Source organism: Streptomyces sp. NPDC001914 (assembly GCF_042891215.1).
Classification (GTDB): Bacteria; Actinomycetota; Actinomycetes; order Streptomycetales; family Streptomycetaceae; genus Streptomyces.
In genome coordinates this window covers 123,370-144,135 of record NZ_JBIASW010000015.1, presented here as the reverse complement: position 1 = coordinate 144,135, position 20,766 = coordinate 123,370, and the positions used below count along the sequence as shown (strand labels likewise).

The following is a 20,766-nucleotide window of genomic DNA, read 5'->3' as shown; positions in this document are numbered from 1 at the left end:
GGGCGCTTCGTGCTGTCCGGCTCGCTCCGGCGGGTCAGGCCCGCGAACGGTGTGCCACGTGGGCGAGCGTGCCCAGCAGCAGCCGCGCCGGGGGCGGCTTGGGGGCGGAGTCGAGAGCGGGGGAGCGCAGCCAGCGGACCGGGCCGAGCCCCGCGCGGTCGGAGGGCGGGGCGGTGATGAACGCGCCCGGTCCGAGGCCGTGCAGGTCGAGCGAGGCGTCGTCCCAGCCCATGCGGTAGAGCAGCTGGGGAAGTTCGGCGGCGGAACCGGGGGAGACGAAGAAGTGGGCGCGGCCGTCCGGGCCGGCCGTCACGGGGCCGAGCGGCAGCCCCATGCGCTCCAGCCGGACGAGCGCGCGGTGTCCGGCCGCCTCGGCGACCTCGATCACGTCGAAGGCCCGGCCGACCGGCAGCATCACCGCGGCACCCGGGAAGCCGGCCCAGATGCCGGTCGCCTCGTTCAGTGTGGTGCCCGCCGGGATCGTCGGGGCGAAGGCCAGGGGGTGCGCACCCGGCGCCGGGCAGTCGGCCCGGCCGCACGAGCACGCCCCCGCGGCGGCTCGGGCGCCCGGGACGACGTCCCATCCCCACAGTCCGGTGAACGCGGCGACGGCGCCGCCCTCCGACGAGCGGCCGCGGCGACGAGCACCGGTCCGGATGTCGCGCATCGCCCGACTACTGCCGATCGTGAAGCCCATGCCCCCTCCAACGGGTCCGGTGCGCCCGTGGTTACGTGGCGGAACCGGATTGTCACCCTCTGTTCCTGCCTGCCCGGTTTCACGCGATCCAGACAGCGCCTTGTCGCGCATGGGGTGGTGTGCTCGGTTCCGTGCGCCCTGGAGTGCGCCTCTCCGCCCACCCTTGGTCGTTCCGTGTCAAGTGAATCGCGAGCAGGGCGACTGGAGTTCATTCGAAGGGGTGGCGAATGGTGGCGTTTCACGGATCGCCATGGCTGGACGCGTGATCGTAGGATTACTTTGAGTGCACGAGTCCTGGGGTTTTGTTTACTCGTGAGTATGCCAAGGGCAAGCAGGGTTCCCGTTCGAAGGGTGTGAACTACCGGACGCGCGGCCGCGTTTACGGGCATTCTGATAGGGCTTGGCGCAGAGCGGCGACAAGTGGTCTCGGGGAGTGGGGGCGTTCCAGTGGGCGGCAACGGCGGAGGCGGGACGAACGCTGACAGGCGCCCCAACGAGCTGCTCGGCTCGTGGTTCGTGCGCAGCGGCTGGTCGAAGGGTGAGCTGGCGCGCCAGGTGAACCGCAGGGCCCGCCAGTTGGGGGCCAACCACATCTCGACGGACACCTCGCGGGTGCGCCGCTGGCTGGACGGGGAGAACCCGCGCGAGCCGATCCCGCGGATCCTGTCGGAGCTGTTCTCCGAGCGGTTCGGCTGCGTCGTCGCCGTGGAGGATCTCGGTCTGCGCGTGGCCCACCAGGCACCCTCCGTGTCCGGCATCGACCTTCCCTGGACCGGCCCCCAGACCGTCGCGCTCATCAGTGAGTACTCGCGCAGCGACCTGATGCTGGCGCGGCGCGGCTTCCTCGGCAGCTCGCTGGGGCTCTCCGCGGGCCCGGCCCTGATCGAGCCCATGCAGCGCTGGCTCGTCCCCACCCCGCCGGGGCCCTACGAGGCGCCCGAACCGCCGGCCTCGACGCGCCGCGGCGGCAGGCTCTCCCAGCCTGAACTGGACCTCCTCGAGTCCACGACCGTGATGTTCCGTCAGTGGGACGCGCAGTGCGGCGGCGGACTGCGCCGCAAGGCCGTCGTCGGCCAGCTGCACGAGGTGACCGACCTCCTCCAGGAGCCGCAGCCCGCCGCCACCGAGAAGCGCCTGTTCAAGGTCGCCGCCGAACTGGCCGAGCTGGCGGGCTGGATGAGCTACGACGTGGGCCTCCAGCCCACCGCGCAGAAGTACTTCGTGCTCGCGCTGCACGCCTCGAAGGAGGCGGGGGACAAGCCGCTCGGCTCGTACATCCTCTCCAGCATGAGCCGTCAGATGATCCACCTCGGGCGGCCCGACGACGCGCTGGAGCTGATCCACCTCGCCCAGTACGGCAGTCGTGACTGCGCGAGCCCGCGCACCCAGTCGATGCTGTATGCGATGGAGGCCCGCGCCTACGCCAACATGGGGCAGCCCGGAAAGTGCAAGCGGGCCGTCCGCATGGCCGAGGACACCTTCTCCGACGTGCACGACTGGGACGAGCCGGACCCGGACTGGATCCGCTTCTTCTCCCGGGCCGAGCTGTACGGCGAGAACTCGCACTCCTACCGGGACCTCGCCTACGTCGCCGGGCGCAGCCCCACGTACGCCTCCATGGCCGAACCCCTGATGCAGAAGGCGGTCGACCTCTTCCACCAGGATTCCGAGCACCAGAGGTCGTACGCGCTCAACCTCATCGGCATGGCCACCGTGCACCTGCTGCAGCGTGAGCCCGAGCAGAGTGCCGTCCTGGCCAAGGAAGCCCTGAGGGTCGGCAAGAAGGTCCGCTCCGAGCGCGTCAACACTCGTATCCGAAAGACGGTCGACACCGCCGTCCGGGACTTCGGCGATCTCGCCGAGGTCATCGACCTCACCGACCAGCTCGCCGTCGACCTGCCCGAGACCGCCGAGGCGGTCTGACAGCCGGCCGCCGCGGCGGCCCCGCCCCGTACCCCGGCCGCGGCCGGTCGTCCTGAACTGCCCGACTCGGCTCCCCCATGCCAGGTCATCGGACGACCGGACGTGGCCGGTTCCGCTGTATGCGGCCCCGGGCGGCGTCGCCCGCCCGGACGCGGCCGGCCCCCGCGGGAATGCCCCGCACGGTGGTCAGGTCCCCGCGCGCCGAGGGCGCCGCGAGCTTCCTGCCGGAGATTGCGTCACGATAACGATCGCTTCGACCACAATCAGGCAGTTCATGAACGTGTAACACACAGAGCGCCTTCGTCACTGGTGCGAAACATCGAGGGGCGTCCACGGAAACGGCGCTGCGTCAATCTCATGGCGCATAACCGGCCCACCCCTCACGACCACTCAGGCTTCGCCCGCACGGGGCCGTACCAACGACGAGGAGACGCCGATGGCACCAGCCATCACCCTTGCCGCAGAGGCACCCAAGCTGTCTGCCGCCAACACAGGGTTCATGCTCATCTGTTCCGCCCTCGTGCTCATCATGACGCCGGGCCTCGCCTTCTTCTACGGAGGCATGGTCCGCGTCAAGAGCACGCTCAACATGCTGATGATGAGCTTCATCAGCATGGGGATCATCACCATCCTGTGGGTGCTGTACGGCTTCTCCCTCGCCTTCGGCACGGACAAGGGATCGTTCATCGGCTGGACCTCGGACTGGGTCGGCCTCAGCAACATCGGCCTGACGGAGCTGTGGGACGGGTACACCATCCCGGTCTTCGTCTTCATGGTCTTCCAGCTCATGTTCGCGATCATCACGCCCGCGCTGATAAGCGGTGCCCTCGCGGACCGCGTGAAGTTCACGGCGTGGTCGCTGTTCATCACGCTGTGGGCCACGCTCGTCTACTTCCCCGTCGCCCACTGGGTCTGGGGCGCCGGGGGCTGGGCCTTCGAGCTCGGTGTGATCGACTTCGCCGGTGGTACGGCGGTCCACATCAACGCGGGTGCCGCGGCGCTCGGCGTGATCCTGGTCATCGGCAAGCGCGTCGGATTCAAGAAGGACCCGATGCGCCCGCACAGCCTCCCGCTGGTGATGCTCGGCTCCGGTCTGCTGTGGTTCGGCTGGTTCGGATTCAACGCCGGCTCGTGGCTCGGCAACGACGACGGCGTCGGCGCGCTGATGTTCGTCAACACGCAGATCGCCACCGCGGCCGCCATGCTGGCCTGGCTCCTCTACGAGAAGATCCGGCACGGCGCGTTCACCACGCTCGGCGCCGCCTCCGGCGCGGTCGCCGGCCTGGTCGCCATCACCCCGTCCGGCGGCGCGGTCTCCCCGCTCGGCGCCATCGCGGTCGGCGCCATCGCCGGTGTCCTGTGCGCCATGGCCGTCGGCCTGAAGTACAAGTTCAACTACGACGACTCCCTGGACGTCGTCGGTGTCCACCTCGTCGGCGGTGTCATCGGCTCCCTGCTGATCGGCCTCTTCGCCAGCGGCAAGGGCCAGTCCACGGTCGAGGGCCTCTTCTACGGCGGCGGCCTGACCCAGTTCTGGAAGCAGTGCGCCGGCGTCTTCGCCGTCCTCGGCTACTCCCTGGTCGTCTCCGCGATCCTCGCCTTCGTCATCGACAAGACCCTCGGCATGCGGGTCACCGAGGACGAGGAGATCGCCGGCATCGACCAGGCCGAGCACGCCGAGACCGCATACGACTTCAGCGGCGCCGGTGGCGGCGCCGCCCGGACCGCCGTGCCCGCCCCGGCCGACACGGACGCCAAGAAGGTGGACGCATGAAGCTCATCACCGCCGTCGTGAAGCCCCACCGGCTCGACGAGATCAAAGAGGCGCTGCAGGCATTCGGGGTCCACGGACTGACGGTCACCGAGGCGAGCGGCTACGGTCGGCAGCGGGGACACACCGAGGTGTACCGCGGCGCCGAGTACACGGTCGACCTCGTCCCGAAGATCCGCATCGAGGTGCTGGTCGAGGACGACGACGCCGAACAGCTCGTCGACGTCGTCGTCAAGGCGGCCCGTACCGGCAAGATCGGTGACGGCAAGGTGTGGTCCGTCCCGGTCGACACGGCCGTCCGGGTCCGCACCGGCGAGCGCGGCCCCGACGCACTCTGACGGACCGGCCCGCACGAAGAGGAAAGACAGGAGTCGCTGGGTGACGAGTACGGACACGCGAGTGGAAGCAGAAGACTCGGGACCCAGCGGCTACGCGGCGGCCCGGCTGCGCCTCCTCCAGGAGGGGGCGCGGTCCGGGCCGCCGCGCCGTACCGCCCTCGCGGAACTGACGGACGACTGGCTGACCGGCCTGTTCACCGCCGGATCACAGGGCCTGCGCGGGGTCTCCCTGATCGCCGTCGGCGGCTACGGCCGCGGCGAACTCTCCCCGCGCAGCGACCTCGACCTGCTCCTCCTGCACGACGGCACCGACCCCGGCGCCGTCGCCGCCCTCGCCGACCGCGTCTGGTACCCCGTGTGGGACCTCGGCCTCGACCTCGACCACTCGGTCCGCACCCCCGCCGAGGCCCGCAAGACCGCCGCCGACGACCTCAAGGTCCAGCTCGGCCTCCTCGACGCCCGCCACATCGCGGGCGACCTCGGCCTCACCGCCGGACTGCGCACGGCCGTCCTCGCCGACTGGCGCAACCAGGCACCGAAACGGCTGCCCCAGCTCCAGGAACTGTGCGCGGAGCGCGCCGAACGCCAGGGCGAACTCCAGTACCTCCTCGAACCCGACCTGAAGGAAGCCCGCGGCGGACTGCGCGACGCCACCGCACTGCGCGCCGTCGCCGCCTCCTGGCTTGCGGACGCACCCCGCGAAGGCCTCGCCGACGCCCGCCGCCGGCTCCTGGACGTCCGCGACGCCCTGCACCTCGCCACCGGCCGCGCCACCGACCGCCTCGCCCTCCAGGAACAGGACCAGGTCGCCGCCGAACTCGGACTGCTGGACGCCGACACCCTCCTGCGCCAGGTCTACGAGGCCGCCCGCGTCGTGTCGTACGCCAGCGACGTCACCTGGCGCGAAGTCGGACGCGTCCTGCGCTCGCGCTCCGTACGCCCGCGGCTGCGCGCCATGCTGGGCGGCGGCAAGCCCGTCGCGGAGCGGTCCCCGCTCGCCGAAGGCGTGGTCGAACAGGACGGCGAAGTGGTGCTCGCCCGCGCCGCCCGGCCCGAGCGCGACCCCGTGCTCCCGCTGCGCGCCGCGGCCGCCGCCGCCCAGGCGGACCTCCCGCTCTCCCTGCACGCCGTACGGCGGATGGCCGCCGCCGCCCGTCCCCTCCCCACTCCCTGGCCCGCCGAGGCCCGCGAACAGCTCGTCACCCTCCTCGGCTCGGGCCGCCCGACCGTCGAGGTCTGGGAGGCGCTGGAGGCCGAAGGGCTCATCACCCGGCTGCTGCCCGACTGGGAGCGGGTGCGCTGCCGGCCCCAGCGCAACGCCGTCCACATCTGGACCGTCGACCGCCACCTCATCGAGACGGCCGTCCGCGCCTCCGAACTGACCCGCCGCGTCGGCCGCCCCGACCTCCTCCTCGTCGCCGCACTGCTCCACGACATCGGCAAGGGCTGGCCCGGCGACCACTCCGTCGCAGGCGAGATCATCGCCCGTGACGTGGCCGCCCGCATCGGCTTCGACCGCGTCGACGTGACGGTGCTCGCCACCCTAGTACGCCACCATCTGCTGCTCGTCGACACCGCGACCCGGCGCGACCTGGAGGACCCGGCCACCGTCCGCTCGGTCGCCGAGGCCGTCGGCTCCCAGGGCACCCTGGAGCTGCTGCACGCGCTCACCGAGGCGGACGCCCTGGCCACCGGGCCCGCCGCCTGGTCCTCCTGGCGCGGCTCCCTCGTCGCCGACCTGGTCAAACGGGTCTCGGCCGTGCTCTCCGGGGACGCGCCCGAGGAGCCCGAGGCCGTCGCGCCGACCGCCGAGATGGAACGCCTCGCGATCGAGGCCTGCCGCACCGGCGGGCCCGTCCTGGCCCTGCGCGCGCAGACGGAACCCCTCGACACCGAGGGCGAGGCCGCCGCGGCCCCCGAGGACCCGGAACCGCTCGGCGTGGAACTCCTCATCGCCGTCCCCGACCAGCCCGGCGTGCTGCCCTCGGTGGCGGGCGTCCTCGCGATGCACCGGCTGACCGTCCGCACGGCCGAGCTGCGCGCCCTGGACCTGCCCGACGGCGTCGACGGCTCGGTGCTGCTGCTCAACTGGCGCGTCGCCGCCGAGTACGGCTCCCTGCCCCAGGCCGCCCGGCTGCGCGCCGACCTCGTACGCGCCCTCGACGGCTCCCTCGACATCAGCGCCCGTCTCGCCGAGCGCGACGCCGCCTACCCGCGCCGCCGGGGCGTCGTCGCGCCCCCGGCGCGCGTGACCGTCGCGCCCGCGGCGTCCCGCCTGGCCACGGTCATCGAGGTCCGCGCCCACGACGCCCCGGGTCTGCTGCACCGCATCGGGCGGGCCCTGGAGAACGCGCGGGTGCGGGTACGGAGCATGCACGTCTCCACGCTCGGCGCGAACGCCGTCGACGCCTTCTACGTGACGGGCACGAAGGGAGAGCCGCTGCCCGGCGAGGAGGCGGCCTCGGTGGCCCGGGCGGTGGAGGAGGCACTGCGAGCCTGACCTCGGGCCGGGCGGCCCCGCACGGGTTCCCTGTGCACCGGGGTCCCCTCACGACCCGCACGGCACTCGGGCCCGCGTTCCGCCTCGTGCGGCCCTTGCCCCGTGTCCGGTCTCGTCTCGATGCCGGGCCCACGTCCGTGTTCGCCCGTGCGGGAATGTGATCTCCGTGACGCGTGGCGCCGCTCCCGCGCTCCACGACGGTCCTGAGGGACTCGCCAGCCGCGTCCCCACCCGTCGAATGCGGTGTGCGGGGACGAATCGCTTGCGGGGCCGGATACCCTGGAGGGCAGCCCGAAACCGACCCCGACTCCGAGGACCGAAGCCACCGTGTTCGATACCCTCTCCGACCGCCTCAGCGCGACGTTCAAAAACCTCCGCGGCAAGGGGCGCCTCAGTGAGGCGGACATCGACGCCACGGCCCGCGAGATCCGCATCGCGCTCCTCGAAGCCGACGTCGCCCTGCCTGTCGTCCGCACGTTCATCAAGAACGTCAAGGAGAGGGCGCTCGGCAGCGAGGTCTCCAGGGCCCTCAACCCGGCCCAGCAGGTCCTGAAGATCGTGAACGACGAGCTCGTCACGATCCTCGGCGGTGAGACCCGTCGCCTCCGGTTCGCCAAGAACCCGCCCACCGTGATCATGCTCGCGGGCCTCCAGGGCGCGGGCAAGACCACGCTCGCCGGAAAGCTCGGCAAGTGGCTCAAGGACCAGGGCCACTCCCCGATCCTCGTCGCCGCCGACCTCCAGCGCCCGAACGCGGTGAACCAGCTCAGCGTCGTCGCCGAGCGCGCGGGCATCGCCGTCTACGCCCCCGAGCCGGGCAACGGCGTCGGCGACCCGGTCAAGGTCGCCAAGGACTCCATCGAGTTCGCGAAGGCCAAGGTCCACGACATCGTGATCGTGGACACCGCCGGCCGCCTCGGTATCGACCAGGAGCTGATGCAGCAGGCCGCGGACATCCGCGACGCCGTCAGCCCGGACGAGATCCTCTTCGTCGTCGACGCGATGATCGGCCAGGACGCGGTCAACACCGCCGAGGCCTTCCGCGACGGCGTCGGCTTCGACGGCGTGGTGCTCTCCAAGCTCGACGGTGACGCCCGCGGTGGTGCCGCCCTGTCGATCCGGCAGATCACCGGCAAGCCGATCATGTTCGCCTCGAACGGCGAGAAGCTCGACGACTTCGACGCCTTCCACCCTGACCGGATGGCTTCCCGCATCCTCGACATGGGTGACCTCCTCACCCTGATCGAGCAGGCGGAGAAGACGTTCAGCCAGGAAGAGGCCGAGAAGATGGCCTCCAAGCTGGCGTCCAAGAAGGGCCAGGACTTCACCCTGGACGACTTCCTGGCCCAGATGGAGCAGGTCCGGAAGATGGGCAGCATCAGCAAGCTGCTCGGCATGCTCCCGGGCATGGGCCAGATCAAGGACCAGATCAACAACCTGGACGAGCGGGACGTCGACCGCGTCGGCGCGATCATCAAGTCGATGACCCCGGGTGAGCGCCAGGACCCGACGATCATCAACGGCTCCCGCCGCGCCCGTATCGCCAAGGGCTCCGGCGTCGAGGTCAGCGCGGTCAAGGGCCTGGTCGAGCGCTTCTTCGAGGCCCGCAAGATGATGTCCCGCATGGCCCAGGGCGGCGGGATGCCGGGCATGCCGGGGATGCCGGGCATGGGCGGCGGCCCCGGCCGCACCAAGAAGAAGCCGAAGCAGGCCAAGGGCAAGCAGCGCTCCGGCAACCCGATGAAGCGCAGGCAGCAGGAGGAAGAGGAGGCCGCCCGCCGCGAGGCCGGCGCGCAGGGCGGCAACGCCTTCGGCCTCCCGCAACAGGGTGCTCAGGAGGACTTCGAGCTGCCGGACGAGTTCAAGAAGTTCATGGGCTGACGCTCATGGAATGACCTCCCGTCCCGCGCGGGAGCACGGTCGTGACGCCCACTGGGGGCGCCTCTCACCACGAGAGGCGCCCCCAGTGGCATGACCGCGGGTGCCGGTGTCCGCCATATGTCGTAACGTCCCCTTATGAGCAACCCTGTGCCACCGCGCAAGGCACCGGACCAGCCATGGCGTACCGAGGGCACGCCACCCGAGCCGACACCGCCGCCGGGAGGCCGGCGGAAGCTGCCGGGCGGCTGGTGGAGCCTTGCCCTGGCCGCGCTCATCGTCTTCCTGATCGCCAACCTGGTGCTGTCCTTCTACAACAAGGGCAACGAACCGACGATCTCGTACACGGAGTTCAGCCGGCAGGTCGACGACGGCAACGTCACCAAGATCTACGCCAAGGGCGACGCGATCCAGGGACAGCTCAAGACCTCGCAGGAGAAGCCCGACGGCGACGGGAAGTACACCAAGTTCAAGACACAGCGGCCGGTCTTCGCGGGCGACAAGCTGTGGGACAACCTCCAGAAGCACGACGTCACCGTGACCGCCTCGCCGGTGGTCCAGGAACGCAGCTTCCTGTTCAACCTGCTGATCTCGCTCGCCCCGATGATCCTGCTCGTCGTCCTGTGGATCTTCATCGCCCGGCGGATGGGCTCCGGCATGGGCGGCGCGGGCGGCATGCTCGGCCGCAAGACGCCCCCCAAGCCGGTGGAACTCGTGCCCGGCGGCAAGCGCACCACGTTCTCGGACGTGGCCGGCATCGACGAGGTGGCCGGCGAGGTCGACGACGTCGTGGACTTCCTCAAGAACCCCGACGCCTACCGCAGGATGGGCGCCAAGATGCCGCGCGGAGTGCTGCTGGCCGGGCCGCCCGGCACGGGCAAGACCCTGCTCGCGCGGGCCGTCGCGGGCGAGGCGGGCGTCCCGTTCTTCTCCGCCTCCGCCTCCGAGTTCATCGAGATGATCGTGGGCGTCGGCGCCTCACGCGTGCGCGAACTGTTCGCCGAGGCCCGCAAGGTGGCCCCGTCGATCATCTTCATCGACGAGATCGACACCATCGGACGGTCCCGGTCGGGCGGCTCCGCCATGGGCGGCCACGACGAGCGCGAGCAGACGCTCAACCAGATCCTCACCGAGATGGACGGCTTCTCCGGCTCGGAGGGCGTCATCGTCATCGCCGCCACCAACCGCGCGGACATCCTGGACCCGGCGCTCACCCGGCCCGGGCGGTTCGACCGTGTCGTCAACGTCTCGCCGCCCGACCGCGGCGGCCGGAAGGCGATCCTGGAGATCCACACCCGCGAGATCCCGCTCGCCGAGGACGTGGACCTGACCCAGGTGGCCCGGACCACCCCGGGCATGACCGGCGCGGACCTCGCCAACCTCGCCAACGAGGCGGCCCTGCTCGCCGTCAAGCGCAAGCAGGACGCGGTGACCCAGAGCGACCTCTCCGAAGCGCTCGAAAAGGTCCAGCTCGGCGCCGAACGCTCGCTGGTCATGCCGTACGAGGAGCGCCGCCGCACCGCGTACCACGAGAGCGGCCACGCCCTGCTCGGGATGCTGCGCCCCGGTGCCGACCCCGTCCGCAAGATCACCATCGTTCCGCGCGGCCGCGCGCTGGGCGTCACCCTCTCGACGCCGGACGCGGACCGGTACGCGTACACCGAGGCGTATCTGCGCGGCCGGATCATCGGCGCCCTCGGTGGCATGGCCGCCGAGCACGTCGTGTACGACGTGATCACCACGGGCTCGGAGAACGACCTGGAACAGGTCACCAACCTCGCCCGCGGCATGGTGGCCCGCTGGGGCATGAGCGAACGCGTCGGCCGGCTGTCCGCGCTGCCGAACGACGCCCAGCAGGCCTACGGCCTGGCGGCCGCCCCCGCCACCCTCGACTCGATCGACCACGAGATGCGCCGCATCGTCGACGAGTGCTACGAGGAGGCCTGCCAGAAGCTCCGCGACCACCGGGGACAGCTCGACGCCCTCGCGGAGGCGCTCCTCGCGAACGAGACCCTGGAGGAGGCCGAGGCATACCGGATCGCCGGCGTCCCGCGGACAACGAAGGAGGTGTGAACCCGGCCCCCGCAACCGCCCCGGGACCGCACCCAAGCCACCGCACTCCCGCAGCCGGAACCCGGCGGAAGGCGACGGCCTGATGCGGGCACGGCCCCGACCCGCCCACCGGTCTCAGGGCGTACGGGCGACCAGATACCGGAACACGTTCGGCATCCAGACGGTCCCGTCCCGCCGCAGATGAGGATGCAGCGCCTCGGCCACTTCCTTGTCGACCTGGGCCTGGTCGGTGGCTTCCACTGCGGCGTCGAAGAGCCCCGTCGAGAGCAGCCCGCGCACGGCACTGTCCACATCGGCGTAACCGAACGGGCAGGCCACCCGCCCCGAGCCGTCCGGCCGCAGTCCGGCCCGCTGGGCCACGTCCTCCAGGTCGTCCCGGCGGGCCGCACGCCAGCTCGCCGCACCGCGCAGGGGCTCGGCCAGTTTCGTGGCCACCCGCAGCACGGCCGAGGTGGTGCACCGCTCCGGCGGCCCCCACCCGACGAGCACCACGGGCGTTCCCCGCCCCGCGAGCGGTGCCGCCTCCGCGAGCTGCGCGCCGAGCCCCTCGGAGTCCCCGGCCACGCACCCGATCGGCTCGAACGCGGTCACCAGGTTGTACGCGGGAGCCCCCTCCACCACCGTGTCCCGAGGGGACCCGGACACGATCCGGACATCGGCGCGCGGACCCGGCTCCCGTTCCGCCGGCAGCAGGCGTTCCCGTGCGAGGGCCAGCCGTTCGGGCGACGAGGAGTCGACACCCGTGACCGCGGCGCCGCGCGAGCCGGCCATCAGCAGGGCGAGCCCCGAACCGCAGCCGAGCCCGAGCAGCCGTGTCCCGCCGCCCACTTCGAGCCGCTCGTAGACGGCCTCGAAGAGCGGCACCAGCATCCGCTCCTGGATCTCGGCCCAGTCACGCGCGCGTGCACCCCGGTCCGAGCGGGGCGGTGGGCCCGCATGAGGAAGGTGCTGCCGCACGAGCGTAGGTGTCATCGAAAGTGCCCCAATCCGCCGAGAGTTGCCGCCGGGCCCCCCTTCCTCCGCCCCCGCGTGCGAGGCCCGCTCTCCCCCCGTATGTCAGGTAACTCCGCCCTCGACGTGCCGTCCAGGGGTCTCGGGGGCCCGTTTACGGCCCAGCCGCGAAAGGCGCAAGAATTCACATACCGGCAACGTGGGCCCGTAGCATCACCCGCATGGCAAAGGCACCCGTTCTCACGCCCCAGGCGGACGATTTCCCGCGCTGGTACCAGGACTTGATCAACAAGGCCGAGCTCGCCGACAACGGACCGGTGCGCGGCACCATGGTCATCCGGCCCTACGGGTACGGGCTGTGGGAGCGGATGCAGCAGGAGATGGACGCCCGCATCAAGCGGGCGGGTGCCCAGAACGCCTACTTCCCGCTGTTCATCCCGCAGTCGTACCTGACCCGGGAGGCGGAGCACGTCGAGGGATTCGCGCCCGAACTCGCGGTCGTCACGCACGGCGGCGGCAAGGAGCTGGAGGAGCCGGTCGTCGTCCGCCCGACCTCCGAGACGATCATCAACGAGTACTTCTCCAAGTGGGTGCAGAGCTACCGCGACCTGCCGCTGCTGATCAACCAGTGGGCGAACGTGGTCCGTTGGGAGATGCGCCCGAGGGTGTTCCTGCGAACGACCGAATTCCTCTGGCAGGAGGGCCACACCGCGCACGCCACGTACGAGGACGCCCGGGACTACGCCGCGCACATCCACGAGGAGGTGTACGCCGACTTCATGGTGAACGTCCTCGGCATCGATGTCGTCCTTGGCCGGAAGACGGCGAGCGAGCGGTTCGCCGGAGCCGTCAACACCCTCACCCTCGAAGGGATGATGGGCGACGGCAAGGCGCTCCAGCTGGGCACCAGCCACGAGCTGGGGCAGAACTTCGCGCGGGCGTTCAACACCCGGTACCTGTCGAAGGACGGGCAGCAGGAGCTCGTCTGGCAGACCTCCTGGGGGGCCTCGACCCGCATGGTGGGTGGCCTGATCATGTCGCACGGTGATGACAGTGGGTTGCGGGTGCCGCCCCGGCTCGCCCCGGTACAGGTCGTCGTCCTCGCGATCAAGGGGGACGAGGCGGTTCTGGCCAAGGTCCGCGAGATCGGCGAGCGGCTGGCGGCGGCGGGCGTGCGGGTCCAGGTCGACGACCGCACGGACACCCCGTTCGGGCGCCGCGCCGTCGACTGGGAGCTCAAGGGTGTCCCCGTACGGGTCGAGGTCGGCCCCCGTGACCTGGAGAACGGCACGGCGATGCTCGTCCGCCGCATCCCCGGGGGCAAGGAGCCCGTGGCCCTCGACGCGCTGGCCGCCCTGCTCCCCGGCCTCCTGGAGGAGGACCAGGCGCTCCTCCTGAGGCAGTCCCGCGAGCGCCGCGAGTCCCGTACGGCGGACGTGTCGTCCATCGAAGCGGCCGTGGAGAGTGCCGTGGCCGGCGGCTGGGCGCGCATCCCCTGGGCCGACCTCGGCGAAGAGGGCGAGGCCAGGCTCGCGGAGCACGCGGTGACCGTACGGTGTCTGGTCGCCGAGGACGGGTCGGTGCCCGACACCGACGACGCACCCGGTAACGTCGCCGTCGTCGCCCGCGCGTACTGAGCGGAACAACAGGGCGGCCGAAACACCTCTTGCGCATCTGCCGACCACAGGTGCCCCGGCGTGCGGAGAGCGTCTACGCGCCGGGGCGTACGTGTTACTACGTACCGCCTTGGTACGAGCTGTGACGCTTCTCCGCAGATCGGCGCACCCGACCTCGTCGGTTCACATCAGTGCCAACTGACGGGTACGTGCAAATTATTTGGGATGCCCCGTAATAGGAACACGGAGGCACTTCCGCTCGTTCTCATTACGTGAGCACGACACCACCTGTTCTCGCCGCAGAGCTGGCAGGCGCGTGGGCCGACATTCAGCGGCACCACCCCGAACTGCCCGATCTTGCCGCGCCAGAGTCCCTGATCGGAGAATCGTCGTCCGCCTGCGGGCACGAACTCTCCTTCGAGCGACTGCTTCACGAAGCAGTCCACGGCATCGCCGCCGCCCGCGGAGTCCGCGACACCTCGCGCGCCGGCCGGTATCACAACCGCAGATTCCTCGCGATCGCCGAGGAGCTGGGCCTCGACCACCCCGAGGAGCCGCATCCCAGCAGTGGCTTCTCGCTGGTCACGCTCAACCCCGAGGCGAAGCGCCGCTACCGCCCGACCATCGAGCGGCTCCAGCGCGCGCTGAAGGCCCATACGGCCGCCACGTCCGCCGACACCGCCCGCTCGTTCCGCGGCCCGGCCGCCCGTCACGGCTCCTCCGGGGGAGGTGTCCGCGTCAAGGCCGTCTGCGACTGCGGACGGAACGTGCGCGTGGTCCCGTCCGTCCTCGCGCAGGCGCCGATCGTGTGCGGAGGGTGCGGCAAGCCCTTCCGGATTCCGGAGGTGGTCGGGGCGGCCGCCGGCTGAGGTGTGGGCTCCACCGGCGTCTCGTGGGTGCCGGACGAGTTCGCGCGGCCCGTGAGCAGTCGTGCCTCCCCCACTGCGCTCGAGCACGTGGGGGAATTCAGGAGGCACGAGTGCGCGCGGGCGGCGTCTGTCCGACGTCCCCGGAAGCCGGTGCACGCCGCCCATGCCTGTGGGGCACCCGGAACGCCGGGTGCCCCACAGGCATGGGCCCGTACAGGTGCGGGCTTGGGCGTGGGCTTCCGCATGCGCCTCATGTGCTCCATGTGCCTTGTGCGCCTCATGTGCCGACTCGCTCCGGAGGGGGCCGGTCCGGGCGTCGCCGTCCGGGCGCGGTTCCCACCGCGTGTGGTCCCGGGCACCCTCGGTCCGGGCGGAGCGCGGGATGTGGCAGAATGGCTAGCTGTACTCGACAGCCGCATAGGACCCCTCTCTCCTCCGGCTGACGCGTCCATCGGGCACTCGGGTACCGCAACCCCACGCGGCCATCTCTGCGTGCCCAACCCCGTCAAGACCAGGAGACACCACTTCCGTGGCAGTCAAGATCAAGCTGAAGCGTCTGGGCAAGATCCGTTCGCCTCACTACCGCATCGTCGTCGCCGACTCCCGTACCCGCCGTGACGGCCGGGCCATCGAGGAGATCGGTCTGTACCACCCGGTGCAGAACCCTTCGCGCATCGAGGTCGACTCGGACCGTGCGCAGTACTGGCTGGGTGTCGGCGCGCAGCCGACCGAGCCCGTGCTCGCCATCCTGAAGCTGACCGGTGACTGGCAGAAGTTCAAGGGCCTGCCGGCCCCGGCTCCGCTGCTCGTCGCCGAGCCGAAGGCCGCGCGCCCGCTGTTCGACGCCCTCGGTGGCGAGGACACGGGCAAGGGTGAGGCCATCACCCAGAAGAAGAAGGCTGAGAAGAAGGACGAGGCCGCGGCCGAGTCCGAGTCGACCGAGGCCTGAGCATGCTCGAGGAGGCTCTCGAGCACCTCGTGAAGGGCATCGTCGACAACCCCGACGACGTGCAGGTCGCCTCGCGCAACCTGCGCCGCGGGCGCGTTCTCGAGGTCCGGGTCCACCCGGACGACCTCGGCAAGGTGATCGGCCGCAACGGCCGCACCGCGCGCGCTCTGCGTACCGTCGTGGGCGCCATCGGCGGCCGCGGTGTCCGCGTCGACCTCGTCGACGTGGACCACGTCCGCTGACGTAACAGGCAACACCGGCTCGGGCCGGGGAGGGCTTACGAGCCGTCCCCGGCCCGAAGTCGTCTGCGAACCCGTCCACGCGGCCAGAACCGCATGGACGCCCGTCCGCTCCCGGACGCCCGCGCCCCCGCGGCCGTCCGTCCCAAGACATCGCCGTCGGCACACGACAGGAGATCAAGCACAGTGCAGCTGGTAGTCGCTCGCGTCGGCCGTGCCCACGGCATCAAGGGCGAGGTCACCGTGGAGGTCCGCACCGACGAGCCGGAGCTCCGGCTCGGCCCCGGTGCCGTCCTGCTCACCGATCCGGCCTCCACCGGACCACTGACCATCGAGACGGGCCGCGTCCACAGCGGTCGTCTCCTGCTGCGCTTCGCGGGCGTGCGGGACCGCAACGCCGCCGAGGCCCTGCGCAACACCCTGCTGATCGCCGAGGTCGACCCCGACGAGACGCCCGAGGACCCGGACGAGTACTACGACCACCAGCTCATGGACCTGGACGTGGTCACCGCGGACGGCGCCGAGGTCGGACGCATCACGGAGATCTCGCACCTGCCCTCGCAGGACCTGTTCGTCGTGGAGCGCCCGGACGGCACCGAGGTGCTGATCCCGTTCGTGGAGGAGATCGTCGTCGAGATCGACCTGGAGGAGCAGCGGGCCGTCATCGACCCGCCCCCCGGCCTGATCGACGACCGCGCGGAGGTCGTCTCCACCAGGGACGCGGAGAACGGCTCCGGGGGAGACACGGAGAACGCCTCCGCCGGGGACGCGGAGAACACCTCCGCAGGGTCCGGCGAGGACGCCACGGAGGCCGGCGCCTGATGCGGCTCGACGTGGTCACGATCTTCCCCGAGTACCTGGAACCGCTCAACGTCTCGCTGGTCGGCAAGGCCCGCGCCCGCGGTCAGCTGAACGTGCACGTGCACGATCTGAGGGACTGGACGTACGACCGGCACAACACGGTCGACGACACCCCCTACGGCGGCGGCCCCGGCATGGTCATGAAGACCGAGCCCTGGGGAGACGCCCTGGACTCCGCGCTGGCGGACGGATACGAGACGGGCGCCCACGGCCCCGCCCTCGTGGTCCCCACCCCCAGCGGGCGCCCGTTCACCCAGCAGCTCGCCGTCGAGCTCTCCGAACGCCCCTGGCTGGTCTTCACGCCCGCGCGCTACGAGGGCATCGACCGCCGTGTCATCGACGAGTACGCGACGAGGATGCCCGTCTACGAGGTGTCCATCGGCGACTACGTCCTCGCCGGCGGCGAGGCGGCCGTCCTCGTCGTCACCGAGGCCGTGGCCCGGCTGCTGCCGGGGGTCCTCGGCAACGCCGAGTCGCACCGCGACGACTCCTTCGCCCCCGGCGCCATGGCCAACCTCCTGGAGGGCCCGGTGTACACCAAGCCCCCCCGGTGGCGTGGCCGGGAGATCCCCGACGTGCTGGTCAGCGGCCACCACGGGAAGATCGCCCGCTGGCGCCGCGACGAGGCCCTGCGCCGTACGGCGGCGAACCGGCCCGACCTCATCGAGCGCTGCGACGCCTCCGCCTTCGACAAGAAGGACCGCGAGATGCTCTCGATCCTGGGCTGGAGCCCGGCCCCCGGCGGCCGATTTTGGCGCAGGCCCGAGCCCGTGGAAGAATAGGCCGCTGCTCTACGTCGTCCGGCGTGCGCCCCTGCCACAGGGGGACACGACGCCCGTCCCGACGAGGCAGCATCATCTTCGAACCTCTCTCCCGTTGATGACCTGTGGCATCAGCGAAGAAAGCAGACAAAATGTCTCACCTGCTCGACTCCGTCGACGGCGCCTCGCTGCGCACCGACATCCCGGCCTTCCGCCCGGGTGACACCGTCAACGTCCACGTCCGCGTCATCGAGGGCAACCGCTCCCGCGTACAGCAGTTCAAGGGCGTAGTCATCCGCCGTCAGGGCTCCGGTGTCCGCGAGACCTTCACGGTCCGCAAGGTCTCGTTCTCCGTCGGCGTCGAGCGCACGTTCCCGGTGCACACCCCGATCGTCGAGAAGATCGAGCTCGTCACCCGCGGTGACGTCCGTCGCGCCAAGCTGTACTACCTCCGTGAGCTCCGCGGCAAGGCCGCGAAGATCAAGGAGAAGCGCGACAACTGAGCCCGTTCGCCGCGGTGACCCGTCGGCGACCGAGCCGGTAAGAAGGCGTCTCAGAGAGGCCGGATAGCATCTGGCCCCGATGGACACCCAAGCACAGCCCGTGGAGCGCGACCGCTCCTCCGGCCCTTCCGCTCCCGAGGAGATCTCGGACACAGCGGGGCCCGAGGAGAGGTCGCGTTCTGCGTTCGCCCACAAAGTCGCCGAGTGGGTCCCCGGTGGCCGGATCACCCTGACCGCCCTGACCTGTCTGGCGTTTCTGCTGCTGGTCAGCCGCTTCGTGATGCAGCCGTTCGAAATTCCCAGCGGCTCCATGGAGTCCGGATTGAGGATCGGGGACCGCGTTCTCGTAAACAAGTTGGCGTACCGTTTCGGTTCCGAGCCGCAGCGGGGCGATGTCGTCGTCTTCGACGGCACCGGTTATTTCGGGAACGCGGACTACGTCAAACGCGTCGTCGGGGTTGAGGGGGACCACGTGGTCTGCTGCGACAAGGAGGGGAGACTCGAGGTGAACGGCCGATCGGTCGACGAGTCGACATTTCTCTATCAGGGCGACAGCCCGTCCGAGGCGCCCTTCGACGTCGTCGTGCCCGAGCGGTCCCTCTTCCTCCTGGGTGACCACCGCAGCCGCTCCAGCGACTCCCGTGACCACCTGGGCTCGCCCGGCGGCGGCATGGTCCCCGTCGGCGACGTCATCGGCAGGGCCGACTGGATCGCCTGGCCCGCGGGCCACTGGACGCGTCTGACGCGTCCCGACGCCTACGCGCGCGTGCCCGCCGCCGGCGGTGGCCGTGGGTAACCGTGGACGCGCGCGCGGAGTCTCCGCCAGCGCAGCCGACAACCTGCTCCCCACGGGGTCCCGGCGCGCCGCCGGAGGCGCCGCCCGGCCCAGCCGGGTCGAGCGCCGCAAGCTCGCACGCAAGATCAAGCGGCGCAGGCGCCGCTCGGCGGTCAAGGAGATCCCTCTCCTCGTCGGCGTCGCCGTGCTGATAGCCCTGGTCCTCAAGACGTTCCTCGTGCAGGCCTTCGTGATCCCGTCGGGTTCCATGGAGAACACGATCCAGATCGGCGACCGCGTCCTGGTGGACAAGTTCACCCCCTGGTTCGGCTCCCAGCCCGAGCGCGGTGACGTCGTCGTCTTCAAGGACCCCGGAGGCTGGCTCACCGCCGAGGAGTCCCAGAAGAAGAACGACCCCGTCGTCGTCAAGCAGTTCAAGGAGGGGCTGACCTTCATCGGTCTGCTGCCCTCCGACAACGAGAAGGACCTGATCAAGCGGGTCGTCGGACTCGGCGGGGACACCGTCAAGTGCTGTGACACGCAGGGCCGGGTGACCGTGAACGGCACCCCGCTGACCGAGCCGTACATCTTCGCCGGGGACAAACCCTCGGACTTCGCCTTCGAGGTGAAGGTGCCCGAGGGCCGGCTGTTCGTCCTCGGCGACCACCGGGGCAACTCCGCGGACTCCCGGTACCACCGCAGCGACAAGTTCAGCGGCACCGTCTCCGAGGACTCGGTCGTGGGCCGGGCGATGGTCATCGGCTGGCCCATCGGTCACTGGACCCGGCTGACGGAGCCGAACACCTTCTCGACGGTGGCCGACGCGCCCGGAGGGTCGGCTTCCGCTCCAGCTCTGTCGCATAGGGTGGCCTCTGCGGATCCCGATGGATTGATCCCGCTCCCGAGCCCTGCGGAACTCCCGCTCGTTATGGGAGTGGTGGGCCTGCGCCGAATACGGCGCCGGCGGCGGCACGGAGTGAGGAGTGGATGTGGGGGATGTGGCGGTCGGCGCGCGGTCTGGGCACGAAGGTCCCGAGGGACAGCCGGAGCGGCCCGAGGATGCGGCTGCCCCGGCCGTAGAGCCCGGTTCGGGTTCCGGGAGCGGCCCCGAGGACGGTGACGCCTCGACCGGGCGTTCCGGACGGGATCCGAAGTCCACGAAGCAGCGCTCCTTCTGGAAGGAACTGCCGATCCTGATCGGCATCGCTCTGGTGCTCGCGCTGATCATCAAGACGTTCCTGGTCCAGGCGTTCTCGATCCCGTCGGACTCGATGCAGAACACCCTCCAGCAGGGTGACCGCGTCCTGGTCGACAAGCTGACTCCGTGGTTCGGCTCCGAGCCCGAGCGCGGCGAGGTCGTCGTCTTCCACGACCCGGACAACTGGCTGGCGGGCGAGCCCACGGCCAACCCGAACGCCCTGCAGACGGTGCTGAGCTGGATCGGCCTGATGCCGTCCGCGGAGGAGAAGGACCTCATCAAGCGGGTCATCGGCGTCGGCGGTGACACGGTCGAGTGCAAGGGCACCGGTCCGCTCAAGGTCAACGGCAAGGCACTGAACGAGTCGTCGTACGTGTACGCCGGGAACACCCCGTGCAGCCAGGACGAGGACGGCGGTCAATTCAAGGTCAAGGTTCCCAAGGGCATGATCTGGGTGATGGGCGACCACCGCCAGAACTCGCGGGACTCGCGTTACAACCAGGCGGACAAGCACCACGGCATGGTGCCCGTGGACGACGTCGTCGGCCGCGCCATCGTCAAGGCCTGGCCCATCAACCGCTGGGGCACCCTTCCGGTCCCGGACACCTTCGACCAGCCCGGTCTCAGCGACCAGGCGGTCGCGGCGGTCACGTCGCCGGGTTCCGTGGCCCTGCTGGGCGCGGTGCCGCTCGTGCTGGTGCGACGCAGGCGCAAGACGTCCAAGGACGACTGAGCCTCCTTACGGCCTTCGGGGCCGGCCTTCGCGGACCCGTCCGCCGAGGCCGGCCCCGCTCGTCTTCCCGCGAGGGGATCCGGCCCACTTCGGCGATCGTGATCCGGCGGGGGCTGACCCCGGACCGTACC

17 protein-coding genes and 1 pseudogene are annotated in these 20,766 nt (G+C 70.7%); 16 read left to right on the top strand and 2 right to left on the bottom strand.

The window, feature by feature from the left end; all coding sequences use genetic code 11:
- Positions 1–34 precede the first annotated feature (34 nt).
- Positions 35–697, bottom strand: a complete 663-nt coding sequence (locus tag ACFYYF_RS32785; protein WP_361683143.1) for a bifunctional DNA primase/polymerase — start codon at positions 695–697, stop codon at positions 35–37.
- Between the two features lie 447 nt (positions 698–1,144).
- Between ACFYYF_RS32785 and ACFYYF_RS32780 the strand changes: the two genes are divergently transcribed.
- The 6 genes from ACFYYF_RS32780 to ftsH all read left to right on the top strand — a co-directional run bounded on the left by ACFYYF_RS32780 (position 1,145) and on the right by ftsH (position 11,180).
- The gene (locus ACFYYF_RS32780; protein ID WP_361683141.1) at positions 1,145–2,620 is read left to right on the top strand and encodes a hypothetical protein; all 1,476 of its coding nucleotides are present in this window, start codon (positions 1,145–1,147) and stop codon (positions 2,618–2,620) included.
- Positions 2,621–3,056: 436 nt separating this feature from the next.
- The gene (locus ACFYYF_RS32775) at positions 3,057–4,394 is read left to right on the top strand and encodes an ammonium transporter (RefSeq protein WP_361683139.1); all 1,338 of its coding nucleotides are present in this window, start codon (positions 3,057–3,059) and stop codon (positions 4,392–4,394) included.
- Positions 4,391–4,729, top strand: a complete 339-nt coding sequence (locus ACFYYF_RS32770; RefSeq protein WP_037625082.1) for a P-II family nitrogen regulator — start codon at positions 4,391–4,393, stop codon at positions 4,727–4,729. Before ACFYYF_RS32775 ends, ACFYYF_RS32770 begins: the two co-directional genes overlap by 4 nt.
- Positions 4,730–4,769: 40 nt before the next feature.
- Positions 4,770–7,229 (top strand): [protein-PII] uridylyltransferase, encoded by a 2,460-nt coding sequence (locus tag ACFYYF_RS32765; protein WP_388781076.1) that lies wholly within the window; start codon positions 4,770–4,772, stop codon positions 7,227–7,229.
- A gap of 327 nt (positions 7,230–7,556) precedes the next feature.
- A complete protein-coding gene (ffh, locus tag ACFYYF_RS32760) occupies positions 7,557–9,110 on the top strand; it encodes a signal recognition particle protein (protein WP_361683135.1) in 1,554 nt (517 codons plus the stop codon).
- A 135-nt stretch (positions 9,111–9,245) separates the two neighbouring features.
- A complete protein-coding gene (gene ftsH / locus ACFYYF_RS32755; protein WP_361683134.1) occupies positions 9,246–11,180 on the top strand; it encodes an ATP-dependent zinc metalloprotease FtsH in 1,935 nt (644 codons plus the stop codon).
- A gap of 114 nt (positions 11,181–11,294) precedes the next feature.
- On the opposite strand, the gene ACFYYF_RS32750 is transcribed toward ftsH, so the two are convergent.
- Positions 11,295–12,152, bottom strand: coding sequence for an SAM-dependent methyltransferase (locus ACFYYF_RS32750; RefSeq protein WP_388781075.1), 858 nt, complete (start codon positions 12,150–12,152; stop codon positions 11,295–11,297).
- A gap of 200 nt (positions 12,153–12,352) precedes the next feature.
- Here ACFYYF_RS32750 and proS point away from each other — a divergent pair, with 200 nt between their 5' ends.
- The 10 genes and pseudogenes from proS (at position 12,353) to lepB (ACFYYF_RS32700) (ending at position 20,635) form a co-directional block, all read left to right on the top strand.
- A complete protein-coding gene (proS, locus tag ACFYYF_RS32745; RefSeq protein ID WP_388781074.1) occupies positions 12,353–13,768 on the top strand; it encodes a proline--tRNA ligase in 1,416 nt (471 codons plus the stop codon).
- Between the two features lie 251 nt (positions 13,769–14,019).
- On the top strand, positions 14,020–14,616 hold the full coding sequence (locus tag ACFYYF_RS32740) for a hypothetical protein (protein ID WP_037625093.1): 597 nt from the start codon (positions 14,020–14,022) through the stop codon (positions 14,614–14,616).
- Between the two features lie 529 nt (positions 14,617–15,145).
- Positions 15,146–15,565, top strand: coding sequence for a 30S ribosomal protein S16 (gene rpsP, locus ACFYYF_RS32735; RefSeq protein ID WP_339131840.1), 420 nt, complete (start codon positions 15,146–15,148; stop codon positions 15,563–15,565).
- A gap of 2 nt (positions 15,566–15,567) precedes the next feature.
- On the top strand, positions 15,568–15,807 hold the full coding sequence (locus ACFYYF_RS32730; RefSeq protein WP_003973401.1) for an RNA-binding protein: 240 nt from the start codon (positions 15,568–15,570) through the stop codon (positions 15,805–15,807).
- A 183-nt stretch (positions 15,808–15,990) separates the two neighbouring features.
- Positions 15,991–16,626: a ribosome maturation factor RimM gene (gene rimM, locus ACFYYF_RS32725; RefSeq protein WP_388781073.1), complete on the top strand. Its 636-nt coding sequence runs from the start codon at positions 15,991–15,993 to the stop codon at positions 16,624–16,626.
- Positions 16,626–17,447, top strand: coding sequence for a tRNA (guanosine(37)-N1)-methyltransferase TrmD (trmD, locus tag ACFYYF_RS32720; RefSeq protein WP_361683125.1), 822 nt, complete (start codon positions 16,626–16,628; stop codon positions 17,445–17,447). Before rimM ends, trmD begins: the two co-directional genes overlap by 1 nt.
- A 131-nt stretch (positions 17,448–17,578) precedes the next feature.
- Complete coding sequence (gene rplS / locus ACFYYF_RS32715; RefSeq protein WP_037625104.1) at positions 17,579–17,929, top strand: 50S ribosomal protein L19; 351 nt, start codon at positions 17,579–17,581, stop codon at positions 17,927–17,929.
- A 79-nt stretch (positions 17,930–18,008) separates the two neighbouring features.
- Positions 18,009–18,725 carry a signal peptidase I gene (lepB, locus tag ACFYYF_RS32710; protein ID WP_361683123.1) on the top strand — a complete coding sequence of 239 codons (717 nt, stop codon included), beginning with the start codon at positions 18,009–18,011 and terminating at the stop codon, positions 18,723–18,725.
- A pseudogene (lepB, locus tag ACFYYF_RS32705) lies at positions 18,718–19,806 on the top strand (signal peptidase I); the annotation flags it as partial. The gene lepB (ACFYYF_RS32710) and the pseudogene lepB (ACFYYF_RS32705), both read left to right, overlap by 8 nt.
- Positions 19,694–20,635 carry a signal peptidase I gene (lepB, locus tag ACFYYF_RS32700; protein ID WP_388781072.1) on the top strand — a complete coding sequence of 314 codons (942 nt, stop codon included), beginning with the start codon at positions 19,694–19,696 and terminating at the stop codon, positions 20,633–20,635. The pseudogene lepB (ACFYYF_RS32705) and the gene lepB (ACFYYF_RS32700), both read left to right, overlap by 113 nt.
- The last annotated feature ends 131 nt before the right edge of the window (positions 20,636–20,766 follow it).

Coding starts and splice junctions, on each gene's coding strand:
- ftsH (WP_361683134.1), top strand. CDS start 9,246: ATGAGCAACCCTGTGCCACCGCGCAAGGCACCGGACCAGCCATGGCGT.
- ACFYYF_RS32785 (WP_361683143.1), bottom strand. CDS start 697: ATGGGCTTCACGATCGGCAGTAGTCGGGCGATGCGCGACATCCGGACC.
- trmD (WP_361683125.1), top strand. CDS start 16,626: ATGCGGCTCGACGTGGTCACGATCTTCCCCGAGTACCTGGAACCGCTC.
- ACFYYF_RS32770 (WP_037625082.1), top strand. CDS start 4,391: ATGAAGCTCATCACCGCCGTCGTGAAGCCCCACCGGCTCGACGAGATC.
- lepB (WP_361683123.1), top strand. CDS start 18,009: ATGGACACCCAAGCACAGCCCGTGGAGCGCGACCGCTCCTCCGGCCCT.
- ACFYYF_RS32730 (WP_003973401.1), top strand. CDS start 15,568: ATGCTCGAGGAGGCTCTCGAGCACCTCGTGAAGGGCATCGTCGACAAC.
- ACFYYF_RS32775 (WP_361683139.1), top strand. CDS start 3,057: ATGGCACCAGCCATCACCCTTGCCGCAGAGGCACCCAAGCTGTCTGCC.
- ACFYYF_RS32750 (WP_388781075.1), bottom strand. CDS start 12,152: ATGACACCTACGCTCGTGCGGCAGCACCTTCCTCATGCGGGCCCACCG.
- rplS (WP_037625104.1), top strand. CDS start 17,579: ATGTCTCACCTGCTCGACTCCGTCGACGGCGCCTCGCTGCGCACCGAC.
- proS (WP_388781074.1), top strand. CDS start 12,353: ATGGCAAAGGCACCCGTTCTCACGCCCCAGGCGGACGATTTCCCGCGC.